This window comes from Pseudoduganella danionis (assembly GCF_009720775.1).
Lineage (GTDB): Bacteria > Pseudomonadota > Gammaproteobacteria > Burkholderiales > Burkholderiaceae_D > Rugamonas > Rugamonas danionis.
In genome coordinates this window covers 2,028-19,076 of sequence record NZ_WNKW01000003.1, presented here as the reverse complement: position 1 = coordinate 19,076, position 17,049 = coordinate 2,028, and the positions used below count along the sequence as shown (strand labels likewise).

Here is a 17,049-nt window from a genome sequence, read left to right as displayed (position 1 = left end):
AGTTCTTTTCAGCTTCAGGCAGCCTGCGGCTTGCCATAGTTATTCTTCACGTAGTTCAGGACGATTTCCTGGAACTCTTCCACGATGCGCTCACCGCGCAGCGTCGCCACCTTGGCACCATCGACAAACACCGGTGCAGCAGGCGATTCGCCCGTACCCGGCAGGCTGATGCCGATATTGGCGTGCTTGGATTCGCCGGGACCATTGACGATGCAGCCCATTACCGCCACGTTCATGGCTTCCACGCCCGGATAGATTTTTTTCCACTCCGGCATTTGCTCGCGCAGGAAGGTCTGGATGTTGTCCGCCAGTTCCTGGAAAGTGGTCGAGGTAGTACGGCCGCAACCCGGGCAGGCAATCACCATCGGAGTGAATTTGCGCAGGCCCATGGTTTGCAGGATCTCCTGCCCCACCACCACTTCACGGCTACGGTCACCGCCCGGTTCGGGGGTGAGCGAAATACGGATGGTATCGCCGATACCTTCCTGCAGCAGCACCGACAGCGCCGCCGTCGATGCCACGATACCTTTGCTGCCCATGCCCGCTTCCGTCAGGCCCAGATGCAGCGGATAGTCGCAGCGGCGCGCCAGCTCGCGGTACACGGCGATCAGGTCCTGCACGCCGGAGACCTTGCAGGACAGGATGATCTTGTCGCGACCCAGGCCCAGTTCTTCGGCACGCACGGCATTTTCGATGGCCGAAGTAATCAGCGCTTCGTACATCACTGCCTGCGCCGGCCATGGCTCGGCGCGCGCTGCGTTTTCATCCATGATGCGGGCCAGCAGAGCCTGATCCAGACTGCCCCAGTTGACGCCGATACGCACCGGCTTGTCGTAGCGCGCCGCCACCTCGATCATCTGGGCAAACTGGGTATCGCGCTTGGCGCCCTTACCCACATTGCCGGGATTGATGCGGTACTTCGACAGCGCCTTGGCGCACTCGGGATAATCGGTCAGCAGGGTGTGGCCGTTGTAGTGGAAATCGCCCACCAGCGGCACATCGATATCCATTTTGTCCAGCTGCTCGCGGATGTAGGGTATCGCTGCAGCCGATTCGGGACGGTCCACCGTCAGGCGCACCAGCTCGGAACCGGCACGCGCCAGCTCCTTAATCTGGATCGCCGTTTCCAGCGCATTGGCGGTATCGGTATTGGTCATCGACTGCACCACGACAGGCGCGTCGCCGCCCACCCAGATCTTGCGCTGGCCGTGCGCGATCAGCACGCTGCGGCTGGCGCGGCGCGGTGCAGGACCCGATGGAATGGCAGTAAGACTAGAAGACATAAATTTCAGCTTGGTTATACAGCGTATCGATTACTTGATGTTCACGCGCGAAATCGTGCCGCCCGCAACAGGTGGCAGCGCCAGTGCTGTTCCGCCCAGCGTAGCTTCCACACCGCCCGGTTTGCCAACGATCAGCAGTGCCGGTTCCTTGATGTCGAAGGTCTCGGTGCTGCCCGCTTTCACGGTACGCGAAATCAGCGACGCAGCACCGGGGCGGCGTATCTCGACCCACGAATCCTCATTCACTTTCAGCACCAGCTGGGTACCGGAAGGCGCAGGGGCTGCAGGAGCAGCAGTCTGCGGCTTGGCGGCTGCCGCAGCAGGCGTAGTGGCCACAGCTGCCGTCGTGGCAGCCGGCGCAGGCGCTGCGCCAGTGGCGGCCGGCGCGGCAGCCGGTACATTAGCGGACACATTCGCTGGTACTGCGGTAGCGCCAGGCGCAGTGGCCGCAGCAGGAGCCGCAGCATCGGCGACCGGTGCCGGTACGGATACCAGCGGCACATTGGTGCTCTGCACGGCGGCACCTTCTTCACCCGGCTTGACCAGCGTGGTTTCGATCGGCGTCACCGCCGCTTCCGCCGCCTTGGCGGCATCGGCCACGGCGCTCGCACCATCGGCATCCGAACGCTGGAACATCGTCAGCGGGATGATGCCGCTCTGGTAGGCATACACGCCGCCAGCGACCAGCGCTACGGCAACAGCAGCACCGGCCAGCCAGCCCACCGAACTGGTAGGCCGCGGCGTCATCGACGGGAAGCGCGATTCCGTGAACTTGGGCGCAGCTTCCTTGCGCGGCGGCGCCGCTTCGTAGCTGGTCGGCGAAATCACTTCGATCATCGCGACCAGAGGCGTTGCATCGATTTTCACGACCTTGGCATAGGCGCGCACAAAACCGCGCACCACGGCCATATTCGGCAGTGCCTCGTAATCACCGGCTTCCAGTGCGCGCACCTGACGCGTCGCCAGTTTCAGTTGATCCGCAATCTGCTCTACCGTCAGCCCCAGCGCTTCACGCTGTGCTGCCAGTTGCGCGCCGGGCGTAGCCGCGCCGGGTGCTGCCTGTTCCTGCGGCGTATCAACCCACTCTGAATTCATCGATTCCCCTGTATCACTCATCAAACGCCCCACGTTGATAAGCAGCATACTCGGCCGAGCCGGCATGGTGACGACGCAATTGGGTCGCCCACGCTGCTTCGGCACCGGCATCGCCGAGCTGGTGCTGCACTTTAATCGCTAGCCATAGCACATCGGCCGTCAGACTCTCCATCTTCGCCACCTTGTTGAGGCGCGTAATGAAGAAATTGGCGCGTACCACATCGCGCTTTTCAAAATACACCTTCGCCAGATTGGCGTTGGTTGCCGGCAGATCGGGCGTCAGCTGCAAGGCTTGCAGCAGATAACGCTCCGCGCTGGCGTAATCCTTCACTTTCAGTGCACACGAGCCGGCGTTATTGGCCGCGCTGGCAGGCGCGCGATAGGCGCGGTTGGCCAGTGCAGCATCGAACAGCGGCATGGCTTCCTTGACGCGCCCCATCTGGCACAGGAAAGAACCGTAGTTATTGGCCAGATCGGGATTGCCGGGCGCCAGCTTGCGGGCGCGCACAAAGTTATCTTCGGCTAGCGCCAGCTCGCCCAACTGCTGGTAGATCAGGCCGCGCATGCCGTAACCGTCGGCATACTGGGGATCGGCCGCCAGCGCCAGCTTGACTTCATCGAGCGCCACCAGATACTGGCCCTGCTCGTAGTAGCCCACGGCCAGCTGCATGCGGATATCGACCTTGCGCTGGATGGCCGTCTGATCGGATACCGTGCTCAGTTCCGCCTGACCGCTATGGCCGGGATTGGAACCGGACGAGGCGCAGGCAACCAGCAGCGCACCTGCACACAGGGCGACTAGACTGGACTGGCAACGCTGCGCCAGGGCGATCATCAGGAACGGATCTCCACGATCTTGCCGAAATTGGCACCAAACTTCTGCTGGTATTCGCTCATTTTTTCCATGCGCTCCTGCACGCGCGTGCGGTCCTGTACTTCGCCGGCCAGCTGGCCGCAGGCCGCATCGATATCGTCGCCACGGGTCTTGCGGATGGTGGTGACGATGCCGGCATCGAGCAGTATCTGCGCGAAGGCTTTGATACGGGGATTTTTCGAACGCAGCAGGCCCGATTCCGGGAAGGGGTTGAACGGAATCAGATTGAATTTGCAGTTCACGCCCGTCTGGCGATCCTGCACCAGCGCCACCAGTTCGCGCGCATGCTCGTCGCTGTCGTTGACGCCATCGAGCATGCAGTATTCGAAGGTGATGAAATCGCGCGGGGCGAATTCCAGATAGCGCTTGCAGGCCGCCATCAGTTCTTTCAGCGGGTACTTCTTGTTCAGCGGGATCAGGCCATCACGCAGCGCATCGTTGGACGCGTGCAGCGACACGGCCAGCGCTACCGGCACTTCCTGCGACAGCTTGTCTATCATCGGCACCACGCCCGAGGTGGACAGGGTTACGCGGCGGCGCGACAGGCCGTAGGCGTTATCGTCCAGCATCAGCTTGAGCGCCGTAGCCGTCGGCTCGAAATTCAGCAGCGGCTCGCCCATGCCCATCATCACCACGTTGGTGATCTGGCGTTCGCCTTTCGGGCCCGGTTCGATACCCTTGGTGCGGCGCAGTTCGAATTCGGCCATCCATAGCTGGCCGATGATTTCGCCCACCGTCAGATTGCGCGAAAAGCCCTGCTTGCCCGTCGAGCAGAAGCGGCAGTTCACGGCGCAGCCGGCCTGGGTGGAAATACACAGGGTGCCGCGGGTTTCTTCCGGAATGTACACAGTTTCCACGGCATTGCCGTTGCCCACGTCGACCAGCCATTTACGCGTACCGTCACTCGAAGTGTGGTCGCTGATGATGGCCGGCGCTTGCACGTAGGCGCGGGTCTTGAGTTTGTCGCGCAGCGATTTGGCCAGATCGGTCATGCTGTCGAAGTCCGAAGCTCCGAACTGGTGTATCCAGCGCTGCAATTGTTTGGCGCGGAACGGTTTCTCCCCCAACTCGGCGCAATAAGCGGTGAGCTGCGCGGGATCGAAGTCCAGCAAGTTGGTCAGAGGTGCGTTCACGGTGTTGCCCATTCTATCTAAAACAAATTCGACTACAAATAAAAAACCGCTTCTGCGCGCCGCGCCAGGCCCGGCGCGGCAGAAACGGTGGTACAGCCAGTATTAAGCGCCGAAGAAGTAGGCGATTTCTACTTTAGCAGCTTCAACAGCGTCCGAACCGTGAACAGCGTTCGCGTCGATCGAATCAGCGAAGTCAGCGCGGATGGTGCCCTTGTCGGCTTTCTTAGGATCGGTAGCGCCCATCAGTTCGCGGTTTTTCAGAACGGCGTTTTCGCCTTCCAGAACCTGGATCATGACTGGACCCGAAACCATGAAGTCCACCAGATCTTTGAAGAAGCCGCGCTCTTTGTGAGCAGCGTAGAAACCTTCGGCATCTGCACGCGACAGTTGCTTCATTTGAGCAGCAACGATCTTCAGACCATTGCTTTCAAAGCGGCTGTAGATTTGGCCGATGACGTTTTTTGCAACTGCGTCTGGTTTGATGATCGACAGGGTGCGTTCGATTGCCATTTGAAAAACTCCAATAAAAAGAAAGGTTTAAAACAAAATTGATAACTCAATCAACCTTTAATTTTACCATAGAACACCCCAACTACCGAGTATCAGGGTCAGATAAGCTTGCATTAGCGGCAATTTTACCCCTGAACCAGCTTGTTTAAGGCTAGTCTAAGGGGCGAAAGGCCCGAACTTTGCGCAATTTTGCACAGACATGCTATGCTTTTGGCAAGCAGTACTCGAATCACCAAGAGGGAGATAAGCTCATGAATAATATGCAAAATACTTACGATCTGTCGTCTAGTCGCCAGCTCACCCAGCACAAAGTGCTGCGCAATACCTACTGGCTGCTGGCCCTGTCCATGGTGCCGACCATTTTCGGCGCGGCGCTGGGCGTCTCGCTGCACCTGCCACTGGGCGGCGGCCTGATGGCCCTGCTGTTCCTCGGTATCGCCTTCGGCTTTATCTGGGGCATCGAGAAAAACAAGGATTCCGGTCTGGGCGTGGCCCTGCTGCTGGGCTTCACCTTCTTCATGGGCCTGTGGCTGACCCCGCTGCTGTCGCGCATTCTGGGCTTCTCCAACGGCGGCTTCCTGATCATGACGGCCTTCGGCGGTACGGCGTCCGTATTCGCTGTGCTCGCCAGCATCGCTACCGTGTCCAAGCGCGATTTCTCGGGCGTGGCTAGCTGGGCGTTTGCCGGTCTGATCGTGATCCTGCTGGCTTCGATTGCCAACATCTTCCTGGGCATTCCAGCGCTGGCCATCGTGATCTCGGTGGTTGCCATCGCCATCTTCTCGGCCTACATCCTGTACGACGTGCAGCAGATCGTGAACGGCGGCGAAACCAACTACATCCGCGCCACCCTGAGCATCTATCTGGACATCTACAACATCTTCACCAACCTGCTGTCGCTGCTGGGCATCTTCGGCGGTAGCCGCGACTAAACCAGTTCGCACTTAACCAAAAAGCCGGCCTCGCGCCGGCTTTTTTATTGCCCGTTCCCGTTAGCAGCCACACGATTGAGCCTGCACAAGCGCACGACTCTGCGCGCGAACAGAATGGGCCGTATCCCAGCCAGCCCATGATTGGCGAGCCCCATCATGAATAAAGCACCGCGCTTTATCAACACGCCACCATTCCCGGCAGTACCTAACCGCGAGCGGAATTCAATTGACTCTCGAGCGAAATCGGCCGAGGATAAAACCATGGAAACGTCGATACCCAAACCTGCCGCAGACCTTGAAGCGCTGACCAACGATCTAGCGCTGATCAAGGTAAATCACGACACGCGCAGTGACGTTGCCACGGCGAAAGCCGAGCTCATTATCGAAATTACCGATGCAGAAAACAGGCTCAGGATCGAGGGCAAGGAAACGGAAAACCGGCTCATATTGGAAATCAAAGATGCAGAATCAAGGCTGCTGGCTGCAATCAACGAAGCCAGGGTGGATTTCAAAACCGAGTGTGCCAAATTTAAATATGAATTGAAAACCGAGATACAGGAATCCAAAACCTCCATCATCATCTGGGTAGTCTCGGCAATATTCCTCGCCCAACTGATGCCGGCATTCCTGAAAAAATTCGGTCTCTAAGCAGCAAACTGGCACCAGAATGAAAAAGGCCATTGACGTGTCAATGGCCTTTTTCATGGATTCTGGCGGAGCGGTGGCAGTCAAACAAGCCCTCAAAACCCGCATTAATCATAGACTCATGCAATGGTGCATTCAAAACATGCCCCCAAACATGCCCCCAAAAAAATTTTCTTAGGCCATTTTCTCCAAGGGAGTAGGCCACTCGCAGTCATCGCAGGCCATGCGAACAGGCCATGAAAAAAAGGGGAACAAGCTGTGAATGCTTGGCAACAACAGCCCTCAATATCCGGTCCAGGCTGACCCCAAAGCCTATTCATGGCTACGGCTGAACATACCCCCCCTTACGGAAATTTTTTCTACTTTCTCGCCCGCTACGGTTTTGGCTTTTCTGTTCCGCAACAGCACACGGCTAAACAGATTCAAGCAGTCACGCATATTGCTATGTGGCACTGTTTTACACCCCCCTAGCATTTTCTAAAACTAGAGAGAAATCGGGGTCGTGGCACCCGCGTGTAAAGAACTCAAAAAAGGACCCGAGAAATTTCTAGATACCTCAACCCAAAGAGCGCGAGACATAAAACGTATAGATTGATGCATGACGTTATACCCCCCAGGCTTTTGCACGCAGCGAGATAAAACACAAAGGCAAAACCAGCGCAGGGAGCACATAGCCGGCATGCACAAATGTCCCACCAGGCGGCGACAGCGGGACCATTAGCACCGACCGGCCAGCTCAACCAGGTGACGACGTCCAGCACGGCGGGCGGCATGCATCTGGGCACTACCAGGCATCGCCAGGACCGAGAGCAGCAGCCCAACAGCTCAACCAGATAGTGACGCGCAGCTCGGCCAGCACCTTGCACCTAGACACCGCCAGGCAGCGCCAGGACCGAGAGCAGCAGCCCGACAGCTCAACCAGGTAGTGACGCGCAGCTCGGCCAGCACCTTGCGCCTAGACACCGCCAGGCAGCGCCAGGACCGAGAGCAGCAGCCCAACAGCTCAACCAGGTAGTGACGCGCAGCTCGGCCAGGGCGTGCGCTTGGACACCACCAGGAAGCACCAGGACCGAGAGCAGCGGCCCGACAGTTCAACCGGGTAAAGACCCGCAGCTCGGCCAGCACCTTGCGCCTAGACACCGCCAGGCAGCGCCAGGACCGAGAGCAGCAGCCCAACAGCTCAACCAGATAGTGACGCGCAGCTCGGCCAGCGGCGTGCGCTTGGACACCACCAGGAAGCACCAGGACCGAGAGCAGCGGCCCGACAGTTCAACCGGGTAAAGACCCGCAGCTCGGCCAGCACCTTGCGCCTAGACACCACCAGGCAGCGCCAGGACCGAGAGCAGCAGCCCGACAGCTCAACCAGGTAGTGACGCGCATCTCGGCTGGCTGCATGCACCTGAGCTAGACCAGTGATAATTTCTAAATCATCGCAGCATAAGGGGTCTAGAAACGCACTATAACGGTCACCAGGCTGGTTATTTTGTGCACTGGTACTACCCCACATGCGCCAAAGCCGGGGGGCATAAATCGGACACCCCCCCCTATCAAAAACAACCCGCGTGGGAAATTCGGGGAACCGCACGGTCTCCCCCGATTTCGCCCAGACTTTTTGGCACCCCCGGTATGGGCGGGCCGGATGTCATGGCCGCACACATGGGCAACGCCACTGTCGGTTTTTTAAAGCGAACGCAATTGCTCCACTGGGGACATGGCGCAGGCTCTTCGCGGATGCAGAGGATTTCTAAAGATTTACTCTTGGACAGTGGCTTACGTCACCACCTAAACGTTCGACCGATCAGAACAAGCACCGATCTTTTAGCACTCCGACCTCGGCTGCCCTGTTTTTTTTGCCGGGACACCGGGACAATTCCGAAAATCGCTAGTAAGTTGATGATTTAAATAAGAAAAATTGTCCCGGAAAGCGCAGAATTTGTAGCCGGGACAAGCCGGGACAACCGGGACAGATGCAAATGGTAGCGCGCCATTTCAAACGTGCTTCCTTCTGGAATTCTAAACGTGCGTCGATGAATTTCTGCGCGAAAGAAACTCCCCGCACCGCCCCACCACGGGGGCGGCCGTGAGGCTTCACACGTTCAGCCCGACGATTTCCGGCTTAAAGCGGTAGACCCTTGCCGGCCCCATGCCTGGCAAGCGCTCCTTGCGGGTAGCACTGCCGTCGCTGTCGGTCATCAATAGTCCCCGGTCGACCAAAAGGCGCGTTACCGTCTTGGGATTGAAACCCTTGCAGATTTCATCCCGGAATACCTCGCTGAACACGAAGTACTCCTGGCTCGACTGTTCTGCGTCGTCAGGGTGCATCTTGTCGCCATAAGCCTTGTGATGATCGGCATTGCTATTGATGGCTGCGCCATCTCGGCTAAGCATCCGTTTGAAGCCAGCGCGATTGATCGTGTTTGGCTTATGGTCGTCGTTCGCCCTATGCCACCAGGTAAAGCGGGCGTCACCATGAGACTGAAAGAAGCCGCAGACCTGGCGAAGGATCGACGTATGCTCGATGTTTCCAGCACCGCCGCGACCTTCCAGCCACGTGGCAAAGCAGGTGCGAGCAGCTCCAATCGCATCACCAGCCACCCAACCAGTAATGCCGGCAACGGTAGCAAGTTCGCCAGCCAACCCCACAAGAGCAAAGCGAGTAGCTACCCGTGCCACCTGGCCATGCGCATCAGCGGGGCAAAGCTCCTTGGCCAGCACGCTCACGTTCGCTTGCAGCACTTCACGCAAGGCCCCGACCTCGCGCACAAGATACTCAATGAACGCCATTCCAGCAGTTCCATAGTGTTGACTGGACTTCCCTACCAGGTAATCGGAGAAGGCCGCACCATTAGCGAAGCCGTGCAGTGTTTCAAACACGCCCAGGCCGCAGCCAGCATCAGCGGCAATATGCGCCATACGCACATCGTGTCCGGCCTTGCTGCCTTTACCTGCTTGTTCCATGTGACTTGCCAAGCTAACTTCGCCATCGGAAAGGAATAGAAGCCGCCAGCTCGCCAATTGACGCACCTTTACTGACTTATCAAGGCGACTCTTACCGGCCTCATTGCCCAGCATATACACGACATCACCCACCACCTTGGGATCAACTTGCGCAATTTCATCCAGCACCAACAGTGCATCGCTGTGCTGCGTAGCCGTCGCTTCCAATGCGTTATCCGTGCTACGCCAGGTGCGCATGTAATCCTTACCGCCGTAAACGGAACTCGCCACCTTGACCGCCGTACTCTTACCACTTGAGCTGTCGCCCCATATGTGGAAGCCTCCCGATGGCACGTGCGCCAGATACAGCAGTGGGGCTGCGAAGGCAGCAGAAACGCAGAACAGCAAGCGAGAATTACCACGGCAATACAACGCCACTTCCTGACGCCAAAGCTCTAACGTGCTGCGTTGCTTGAAATGCGACACGATGCCGCCGTCAGCCTGGAACATCACTTTTTCATCACCGCTGCCAATGGTTTTATCTGGCAAAACATACACATCGTCATGCCAACCGATTCGCTCCGTGCAGCGAACCCTCTCATCAATCTGCTGCGTTTGAATATAAGAGGACAAATGGTTCTTAGCGGCCACCCCCGTGCCAATACGCAACCCCATCGACAGCAACGTTGCGCGGTATTGCGTACCATCACCGGCAAGCATGCTGGAAGGCATAGCCCACCTCTTGGCAACGCCGTCGCCGTCAGTGAATTCCAGGAGATAGCCCCAACCGTTACCGGTCGCATCGCGTGACTTTGCCGTCACATGTAGCTCACTGCAAATCCACTGTGCCGGCAATGGGTCGCCTTGGTTGCTAAAGCCGTGATACCACACGCCACGTTCATCGACATTGAAGAAGGGCCGTCCAGCCTGATCGCCGCCGACATCGGTGCGCCGCGCCGGCTGACGTCGGCCGCTGCCACCTTTGCTTGTTTGTCGCGGCTTCGGTGTATCGCCTTGCGCCGTCTCCGCCTCGGCCTGACGGGGGGCGGCCGTCTGATTGATTGTTGCATTCGGCTGCGCGTCAGCTTGCTCGCATGCCGCCAGGATTTGCGCCTTCACCGCCGCAAGCCCTGCCAGGGCTGCCAGGTCATTGAAGTCAGAATGACCAATCGGCAGCCCTTCCGGCTTACACCAAACGCCGCCAGCCACCGCAGCGGCCACCTGTGCCGACATCACGCCGGGATTCTTGCCGGTGCGCGCAGCGGTTTCCTGGTCATCATCGGCGCAGAACAACAGCCTGGCCGCCGGAGACAAGTCACGCGCCACTTTCGCGACGTTACGCAGGTTACTCTCGTTAAAACACACCACCACCGGCCAGCCGGTCGCCTCATGCAGTGTGGCCGCCGTGGCATAGCCTTCCGCGAACAGCATCCATACCGCGTTGGCCCGCTCACCAATGATATGGAAGCATCCCGACACTCGACCACCGTCCGGGAACCGCTTGTTCCCATTGGGTTGGATGCGTTGCAGGTTCCATAGCTTGCCGGCGGCATCACGCAGTGGCACCAGCGCCACTTTGCCATTGAACCGCACGCCATAGGCCGCCACCCCCTTGCGCACCAGGTAGGGCGAGCTGCCCTCAATAGCAGCGGCTGCCCATTCCTTGGCGGCCTGTTCCGCTCCTGCCGCGTGTAGGCGCGCCGTTTCTTCCGCCACCGCTTGCTCGCGGGCCTCACGCTCGCGGCGTGCCTGTGCCTTCTGTTCAGGCGTCAACGGACTGGCGGACGCGTGATCCTTGGGATTGAACCCATGGCGTTTGGCCTCCGCAATTAGACTGCCGATGGTGACCTTGCCGCCGTGCTTAAAACTGGCCCAAGTGGACTTAACCGCTTTGGCATCGAAGCCCGCGCCACCTTCGCTCCAGTCATGGAACATCTGATAGCCGCCCTCCCCAAACTCCGACTTGAGCGCCATGCCCATGCGCCACCACACATCGCGGTCATCGGCCGGGATCATGGACAGCGCCGCCCTCGCGACGGCCTCACTCACCGGATAAGATTTATTATTCATGCACAATTCCATTTCTCGACCTGGGCGGGCCATGGTCGCACCGAAAGCAAAGCCAAGTTGCGCAACGCCTTCGTGTGCCGCAGCACAAAGTTTCTGAATTTGCCAGGCAACAGCCGCCTAGTAGCTGCACAGCCCCACAGTATTGCCGGCGCACGGCCGGGTGCGATTGCCGCGAGCGAGGCGATTGCTACGGCCTCATTGCGTCGCATCTTGCACCTCCGGGCCTGGTCGGCTATTCGGCGGTGTACCGCGTAGCGAAATCTCCAGGCTCACCACCGGCAGCATGCGCTCCACTTCGTCGGCCAAGGACGATGCCAACCACAAGACGCCGTCCTTGGTGGCGCGATCCTGGCCAAGAAAAGCGTCCAGGCCATCGGCGCTGATAAGACGCAACAGCGACGCCAATTGGCTGGCCCGCATATTGCAGTGATCTTCGGCGCTCGCGTGGACGATCAGGCGGACGCCGGCATGGTCGGTCTCGATGCAGCCCAGGGTTACAGCAGACACATGCGGCGCGCTCATTGCGCCACCTCGCTGGCGGTCGCGTGGCCACCTTGAATCACACGCAAGGACGGCCGCGCCGCCTTGCGGAAGCGCTCGTCCTGAATTTGCACTACCGCATCAATGGTATTGCGAACAGTCTCAGGGAGGCGACGCAAGGCGAGTACCAGGGAAAGCTCACTGGCGCTCAAATCAACAGCCTCCGCAGTGGCTTGGGTCAAATGAGGAGCAATAGTACGGATAGAGTTTTTCTTCATGGCGGACCTCAATTGAACAAGCCCGAACGGCGGGTCTGTACATCATGGAACAGGCGCAACTCCTGGTGAATGCGCCCAAGGTAGCCCGCACCAAACGCATCCACGCAGAGTTGCTTGCGTTCGCGCAGCCATAGGCCGTTTGCGGCCGTATCGGTCACGATGGCGTTTTCCAGGGATTGCAGGAAACCGTGAATGGAGATGGCTACGTGGTCATGCAGTCCAACCGCCGTCATGTCGTCAAAAAAGCATGCAGCCGCACAGGCACCAGCGTCTACGCAGAATTGAAACTCAGCGGATACGTTGAGCGCGACTGGCGGTAAATGGGCACCCGCCAGGTTTTTGAGCAACGCCGGCTGATTGATGAAAGCGCTCATGCTGCACCGCCTTTCTGGCCACCGCTCTCGTGCGTACTTTTTACCTTTCCGCGCTTCGCATACAACGCATTGGCATAAGCCAGACTCCCGCTGACGCTTTCCATGTATTGCCCCTCAACGGCCAAGTGACGGAGCAGCCCACCCAGGCAGAACAGCGTGTATGCCGGCACTTTCTCTTCTTCGTTAGCACCGGCCATTTCCACTAATTGGCCAATTGCCTCAATACCGCTCAGAATGGTCATACCCGCCGCCTTAGCGTGCACTTCGGCGGCAGAAGCCATCTGTACATGCTTCAGTTCGACAACGGGCGAGACGCCGAAGTCAGCGGGCAACTGTTGCAATAATTGTCCAAGCTCGTAAGGGGCGCGGTCGGGATTAGCAAAGTACGGATTTGGCGTGACAGCGTCCGGTTGCTCAGCCGTGGGAGCCGATACATCAGCGGCAATGGGCTTACTTACGCCATCGAAACCTTGTTCCCAAGCTCGCATCAACTCCACCAACAGCGGGCTATGTTCAAACGACAAGACGGCATCGGCGTAGCCAATCGCACGCCAGGCATCACGTGGGCGCATTGTCGGATCAAGCTCAGACCAACTTGCGGAATGCCGCCGGCCCATTGCTTGGGCCTCCTGGAGCGCATTAGCTTTTGCTGCTCCTGATTTGAGATTAGGGGTGCTGGCAGGGTCTGCCAGAGGTACGGACGTGCGGGAACGACTAGGCATGTGAGCCTCCTTGGGTATCGGTTACACCGCCCCTCGCTGTCAAACGGGGGGAGCGGCAAGTGGAAGGGTTGACAGACTGGCACCCAAAGAGACCAGCAGGCCCGAAGGCCTCCCAACCACCGCCGCTCATTGAAGGCGCACGAAGGCATGCACACACAAAAAAACCGCATGGCGCGGTCTGTGCGCTTTGAGTGTTCAGGCTGTCAAACCCGGTTCCTTTTTTTTCAGGAACAGTCGTAGGATAGTCCGAATGTCCAGTACTGGCAAGTGATACCTTCCGATGATCGGCGCGAGGCATTAGAAACCCTCCTTTTGAAGCAGGCAGAAACCACACCTCTTGTTGGGGCTATAGGCACGACGATTACAAGCCAACATGACTTTTTTGCGAAGAAGTTCGCTGGCCTTACGCTGTGCAGACGTCTGCACAGTTCGCGCAGCGATGTTTTTCCAACGTCCGGCCATAATCAGCCCCGCTCTATGCTCTGCGCACTCAGACCACGGGCGACAAGAAGCGCAGCGTGAATGTCCCGCAGGTGATCAGGAATTTCCTTTGCCACACTGCCCGATCTCGCAAACTGTAGTTGGTCCCAGAGTGATTTACAGTGGTCAAACCACATGTCTTTAGAATCAAAGCTTTTCCCGCTGGCAGGCACAAATACCTCGCCATTTTTCTGGAGTATTGCAAAGTCACCAGAGACTGCGCCATGCCATGTCAACGGAATTGGGACATCCGACCTACCGTCAAAGGCCAGCGCAATGATTTGCTCCTCACGTACCTGTAGAGGCTCACCTTTACATCCAGCCAATACACTCAAAATAGAAGTTCCAAGTAACGGCTGGATGTATGCTCTATTTTTTATCGCCCTAGACATTTACCCCTCCCTTTTTTGGAGGGAGGCAGCCCAATCGTCAACAGCCGATGCCTGCCATGCAACGGCACGTGCCCCCAACTTCAACGGCTGCGGGAAAGTGCCCGATTTAATACGACGATAAATTTCAGATTTTGACAGGCCCGTTTGGGCCGAGACCGAGGGCAGCCGGAGCAGCCGATTAGCAGTTTGATTAGATTGCATTGTGTCCTCATGGGAGTAATCGGGACGTTACGGGATGCAACGCCGACACAATGCACTTTGATTGGTGAAACGCAACTAACGATGGTTAGTTACGTAAAACGAAACCGACCGCCGTTAGTTGCGCTTGGATGTTTTTTCGTTGAGATACTCTGTGCGAATGTTTCTCGCGTATGTCGCAGAAACCTGAAACTTAATGCCTATTTGTCCAGCGATGTGCCTTTGGTTTATATTCACTCCGCTTTCTTCCTGCTTACGCAACCAAGCTTTTATCTTTGGGTTTTTCGACTGATCCTTCCTGGCTTCTACGGCTTTCTTGTTACGCTCACGAATCTTTCGGTCGATCTCCGCGAGCTGCAATTTAGCATCACGCAACCTTTTCTCTAGCTCTACCTTATCCAATGCACGCAGCTCTAGTAGCCTTTTCAGTACAGCCAGGTTAAACCGCTCCGAGGTAAGAAAACCTTCGGCAGCACTGTCATTTCCTTGATCGAGCAGTTCGTGCAAATGCGCAGCCGCATGCATCGCTGCATCAGACTTAGTTTCGTATTTGACGTCAGACCTCACCGCCAAATTGCGGCTATCGGCCGTCTCCGTCGATTCTTGATCCGCAGTCGCACGAATGGCTGCGCGCCGGTCCTCATAGGACGGCGGTTCATTTAAATTCATTGCGCCCCTTCAAGCGGCCCCTTCCGAAATGACCAAGCCAGCCGGTGAAGGTATCCGGTTTTCGAGTGGCCGCTCTAGGCTTGGTTACAAGATTCTAGCAGCAGAACAGATTCATTAGTGGGCCGTTCAGGAGCAAAAAGTAACAAAACCTGAGACGCTTTCGTGGACGATGAATAGCGGCCGTAATAAGACAAAATACAAAAGCTGCTGAATAGCTCCACCGCAAAGTAACGCAGCGAAAAAAGGCACCAGCCACCTGCCCCCCCACCAGCCGGCAGCGCACCGAGCAGCGGAATAATGCCCACCGCCAGCACCACCAGGCCATTGCACACTGAGCAACGGCACAACGGCCGTCAGCTGGGCCGGCGCAAGCGCATCGAGCAGCGACACCACGGCCTGGCCTTCGCCACCAGGCCACAGCGTACCGAGCGGCGGTACAACGGCTCCGGCCAGCTCCACCACGCGACAGCGCGCCGAGCGGCGGCATCGCAGCCCCGGCAAACTCCACCAGGCGGCAGCACACCGAGCAGCGGCATCACGGCCCTGGCCAGCTCCGCCGGGCAGCAGCGCGCCGAGCAGTGGCAGCACGGCCCAGGCCGCCACCAGGCGACAGCACACCGAGCAACGGCACAACGGCCGCCAGCTGGGCCGGCGCAAGCGCACCGAGCAGCGACACCACGGCCTGGCCTTCGCCACCAGGCCACAGCCTACCGAGCGGCGGAACAACGCCCCCGGCCATAATCACCAGGCAGCAGCACACCGAGCAGCGACATCACAGCCCCGGCCAGCTCCACCAGGCGGCAGCTCCCCGAGCAGCAGCATCACGGCCCAGGCCGCCACTAGGCAACAGCACACCGAGCAACGGCACAACGGCCGCTAGCTGGGCCGGCGCAAGCGCACCGAGCAGCGACGCCACGGCCTGGCTTTCGCCACCAGGCCACAGCGTACCGAGCGACGGAACAACGCAGCGGCATCACGGCCCTGACCAGCTCCGCCGGGCAGCAGCGCGCCGAGCAGCGAAATCACGGCCACGCAAACCCCCATCAGGTAGCAACGCATCGAGCAGCGGCACAACGGCCCCGGCCAGCTCTACCAGGCGGCAACACACCGAGCAGCGGCATCACAGCCCCGGCCAGCTCCACCAGGCGGCAACACACCGAGCAGCGGCATCACAGCCCCGGCCAGCTCCACCAGGCGGCAACACACCGAGCAGCGGCATCACAGCCCCGGCCAGCTCCACCAGGCGGCAGCACACCGAGCAGCGACACCACGGCCTGGCCATCACCACCAGGCCACAGCGTACCTAGCGGCGGAACAACGCAGCGGCATCACGGCCCTGGCCAGCTCCGCCGGGCTGCAGCGCGCCGAGCAGCGGCAGCACGGCCACGGACACCTCCACCAGGTAGCAACCCATCGAGCAGTGGCAGCACGGCCCAGGCCGCCACCAGGCGACAGCACACCGAGCAACGGCACAACGGCCGCCAGCTTGGCCGGTGCAAGCGCATCGAGCAGCGACACCACGGCCTGGCCTTCGCCACCAGGCCACAGCGTACCGAGCGGCGGTACAACGGCCCCGGCCAGCTCCACCAGGCGGCAGCACACCGAGCAGCGGCATCACAGCCCCGGCCAGCTCTACCAGGCGGCAACACACCGAGCAGCGGCATCGCAGCCCCGGCCAGCTCCACCAGGCGGCAACACACCGAGCAGCGGCATCACAGCCCCGGCCAGCTCTACCAGGCGGCAACACACCGAGCAGCGGCATCGCAGCCCCGGCCAGCTCCACCAGGCGGCAACACACCGAGCAGCGGCATCGCAGCCCCGGCCAGCTCCACCAGGCGGCAGCACACCGAGCAGCGGCATCACAGCCCCGGCCAGCTCCACCAGGCGGCAACACACCGAGCAGCGGCATCACAGCCCCGGCCAGCTCCACCAGGCGGCAACACACCGAGCAGCGGCATCACAGCCCCGGCCAGCGCC

Annotated in this window: 17 protein-coding genes; 2 read left to right on the top strand and 15 right to left on the bottom strand. The window is 59.2% G+C overall.

Going from position 1 to position 17,049, the window contains the following annotated elements:
* Positions 1-14: 14 nt before the first annotated feature.
* From ispG to ndk, 5 genes are all read right to left on the bottom strand, one after another.
* Complete coding sequence (gene ispG / locus GM655_RS11645) at positions 15-1,283, bottom strand: flavodoxin-dependent (E)-4-hydroxy-3-methylbut-2-enyl-diphosphate synthase (RefSeq protein WP_155434873.1); 1,269 nt, start codon at positions 1,281-1,283, stop codon at positions 15-17.
* Positions 1,284-1,313: 30 nt separating this feature from the next.
* Positions 1,314-2,378 carry a helix-turn-helix domain-containing protein gene (locus tag GM655_RS11640; protein ID WP_155434872.1) on the bottom strand — a complete coding sequence of 355 codons (1,065 nt, stop codon included), beginning with the start codon at positions 2,376-2,378 and terminating at the stop codon, positions 1,314-1,316.
* A gap of 13 nt (positions 2,379-2,391) precedes the next feature.
* Positions 2,392-3,213, bottom strand: coding sequence for a type IV pilus biogenesis/stability protein PilW (gene pilW, locus GM655_RS11635; RefSeq protein WP_155434871.1), 822 nt, complete (start codon positions 3,211-3,213; stop codon positions 2,392-2,394).
* A complete protein-coding gene (gene rlmN / locus GM655_RS11630; protein WP_503826589.1) occupies positions 3,213-4,385 on the bottom strand; it encodes a dual-specificity RNA methyltransferase RlmN in 1,173 nt (390 codons plus the stop codon). The genes pilW and rlmN overlap by 1 nt, the downstream gene beginning before the upstream one ends.
* A gap of 102 nt (positions 4,386-4,487) precedes the next feature.
* Entirely contained in the window at positions 4,488-4,895 is a 408-nt protein-coding gene (gene ndk / locus GM655_RS11625; protein ID WP_155434869.1) for a nucleoside-diphosphate kinase, read from the bottom strand.
* A gap of 251 nt (positions 4,896-5,146) precedes the next feature.
* On the opposite strand from ndk, the gene GM655_RS11620 reads away from it, so the two are divergent.
* Positions 5,147-5,827 carry a Bax inhibitor-1/YccA family protein gene (locus GM655_RS11620; protein ID WP_155434868.1) on the top strand — a complete coding sequence of 227 codons (681 nt, stop codon included), beginning with the start codon at positions 5,147-5,149 and terminating at the stop codon, positions 5,825-5,827.
* 156 nt (positions 5,828-5,983) lie between these two features.
* Positions 5,984-6,475 carry a hypothetical protein gene (locus tag GM655_RS11615; protein WP_155434867.1) on the top strand — a complete coding sequence of 164 codons (492 nt, stop codon included), beginning with the start codon at positions 5,984-5,986 and terminating at the stop codon, positions 6,473-6,475.
* 2,085 nt (positions 6,476-8,560) lie between these two features.
* Here GM655_RS11615 and GM655_RS11610 read toward each other — a convergent pair.
* The 10 genes from GM655_RS11610 to GM655_RS11565 form a co-directional block, all read right to left on the bottom strand.
* The gene (locus tag GM655_RS11610; RefSeq protein ID WP_196308754.1) at positions 8,561-11,479 is read right to left on the bottom strand and encodes a DUF927 domain-containing protein; all 2,919 of its coding nucleotides are present in this window, start codon (positions 11,477-11,479) and stop codon (positions 8,561-8,563) included.
* A gap of 195 nt (positions 11,480-11,674) precedes the next feature.
* Entirely contained in the window at positions 11,675-12,001 is a 327-nt protein-coding gene (locus GM655_RS11605; RefSeq protein WP_155434865.1) for a hypothetical protein, read from the bottom strand.
* Positions 11,998-12,237 carry a hypothetical protein gene (locus tag GM655_RS11600; RefSeq protein ID WP_155434864.1) on the bottom strand — a complete coding sequence of 80 codons (240 nt, stop codon included), beginning with the start codon at positions 12,235-12,237 and terminating at the stop codon, positions 11,998-12,000. The genes GM655_RS11605 and GM655_RS11600 overlap by 4 nt, the downstream gene beginning before the upstream one ends.
* Positions 12,238-12,245: 8 nt before the next feature.
* Positions 12,246-12,611, bottom strand: a complete 366-nt coding sequence (locus GM655_RS11595; protein ID WP_155434863.1) for a hypothetical protein — start codon at positions 12,609-12,611, stop codon at positions 12,246-12,248.
* Complete coding sequence (locus tag GM655_RS11590; protein ID WP_155434862.1) at positions 12,608-13,333, bottom strand: hypothetical protein; 726 nt, start codon at positions 13,331-13,333, stop codon at positions 12,608-12,610. Before GM655_RS11590 ends, GM655_RS11595 begins: the two co-directional genes overlap by 4 nt.
* A 464-nt stretch (positions 13,334-13,797) precedes the next feature.
* Positions 13,798-14,205 carry a hypothetical protein gene (locus GM655_RS11585; RefSeq protein ID WP_155434861.1) on the bottom strand — a complete coding sequence of 136 codons (408 nt, stop codon included), beginning with the start codon at positions 14,203-14,205 and terminating at the stop codon, positions 13,798-13,800.
* Positions 14,206-14,406, bottom strand: a complete 201-nt coding sequence (locus GM655_RS11580; RefSeq protein WP_155434860.1) for a helix-turn-helix transcriptional regulator — start codon at positions 14,404-14,406, stop codon at positions 14,206-14,208. It abuts the gene before it with no gap.
* Between the two features lie 114 nt (positions 14,407-14,520).
* On the bottom strand, positions 14,521-15,072 hold the full coding sequence (locus GM655_RS11575) for a hypothetical protein (protein ID WP_155434859.1): 552 nt from the start codon (positions 15,070-15,072) through the stop codon (positions 14,521-14,523).
* A 772-nt stretch (positions 15,073-15,844) separates the two neighbouring features.
* The gene (locus GM655_RS11570; protein ID WP_155434858.1) at positions 15,845-15,988 is read right to left on the bottom strand and encodes a hypothetical protein; all 144 of its coding nucleotides are present in this window, start codon (positions 15,986-15,988) and stop codon (positions 15,845-15,847) included.
* A 365-nt stretch (positions 15,989-16,353) separates the two neighbouring features.
* A complete protein-coding gene (locus GM655_RS11565) occupies positions 16,354-16,674 on the bottom strand; it encodes a hypothetical protein (RefSeq protein ID WP_155434857.1) in 321 nt (106 codons plus the stop codon).
* Positions 16,675-17,049 lie beyond the last annotated feature (375 nt).

What these genes read in the sequence shown, in the direction of transcription:
- ispG (WP_155434873.1), bottom strand. Translation starts at nt 1,283, where the DNA reads ATGTCTTCTAGTCTTACTGCCATTCCATCGGGTCCTGCACCGCGCCGC.
- GM655_RS11590 (WP_155434862.1), bottom strand. Translation starts at nt 13,333, where the DNA reads ATGCCTAGTCGTTCCCGCACGTCCGTACCTCTGGCAGACCCTGCCAGC.
- GM655_RS11640 (WP_155434872.1), bottom strand. Translation starts at nt 2,378, where the DNA reads ATGAATTCAGAGTGGGTTGATACGCCGCAGGAACAGGCAGCACCCGGC.
- ndk (WP_155434869.1), bottom strand. Translation starts at nt 4,895, where the DNA reads ATGGCAATCGAACGCACCCTGTCGATCATCAAACCAGACGCAGTTGCA.
- GM655_RS11615 (WP_155434867.1), top strand. Translation starts at nt 5,984, where the DNA reads ATGAATAAAGCACCGCGCTTTATCAACACGCCACCATTCCCGGCAGTA.
- GM655_RS11610 (WP_196308754.1), bottom strand. Translation starts at nt 11,479, where the DNA reads ATGAATAATAAATCTTATCCGGTGAGTGAGGCCGTCGCGAGGGCGGCG.
- GM655_RS11605 (WP_155434865.1), bottom strand. Translation starts at nt 12,001, where the DNA reads ATGAGCGCGCCGCATGTGTCTGCTGTAACCCTGGGCTGCATCGAGACC.
- GM655_RS11585 (WP_155434861.1), bottom strand. Translation starts at nt 14,205, where the DNA reads ATGTCTAGGGCGATAAAAAATAGAGCATACATCCAGCCGTTACTTGGA.
- pilW (WP_155434871.1), bottom strand. Translation starts at nt 3,213, where the DNA reads ATGATCGCCCTGGCGCAGCGTTGCCAGTCCAGTCTAGTCGCCCTGTGT.
- GM655_RS11575 (WP_155434859.1), bottom strand. Translation starts at nt 15,072, where the DNA reads ATGAATTTAAATGAACCGCCGTCCTATGAGGACCGGCGCGCAGCCATT.
- GM655_RS11580 (WP_155434860.1), bottom strand. Translation starts at nt 14,406, where the DNA reads ATGCAATCTAATCAAACTGCTAATCGGCTGCTCCGGCTGCCCTCGGTC.
- GM655_RS11600 (WP_155434864.1), bottom strand. Translation starts at nt 12,237, where the DNA reads ATGAAGAAAAACTCTATCCGTACTATTGCTCCTCATTTGACCCAAGCC.
- GM655_RS11620 (WP_155434868.1), top strand. Translation starts at nt 5,147, where the DNA reads ATGAATAATATGCAAAATACTTACGATCTGTCGTCTAGTCGCCAGCTC.
- GM655_RS11595 (WP_155434863.1), bottom strand. Translation starts at nt 12,611, where the DNA reads ATGAGCGCTTTCATCAATCAGCCGGCGTTGCTCAAAAACCTGGCGGGT.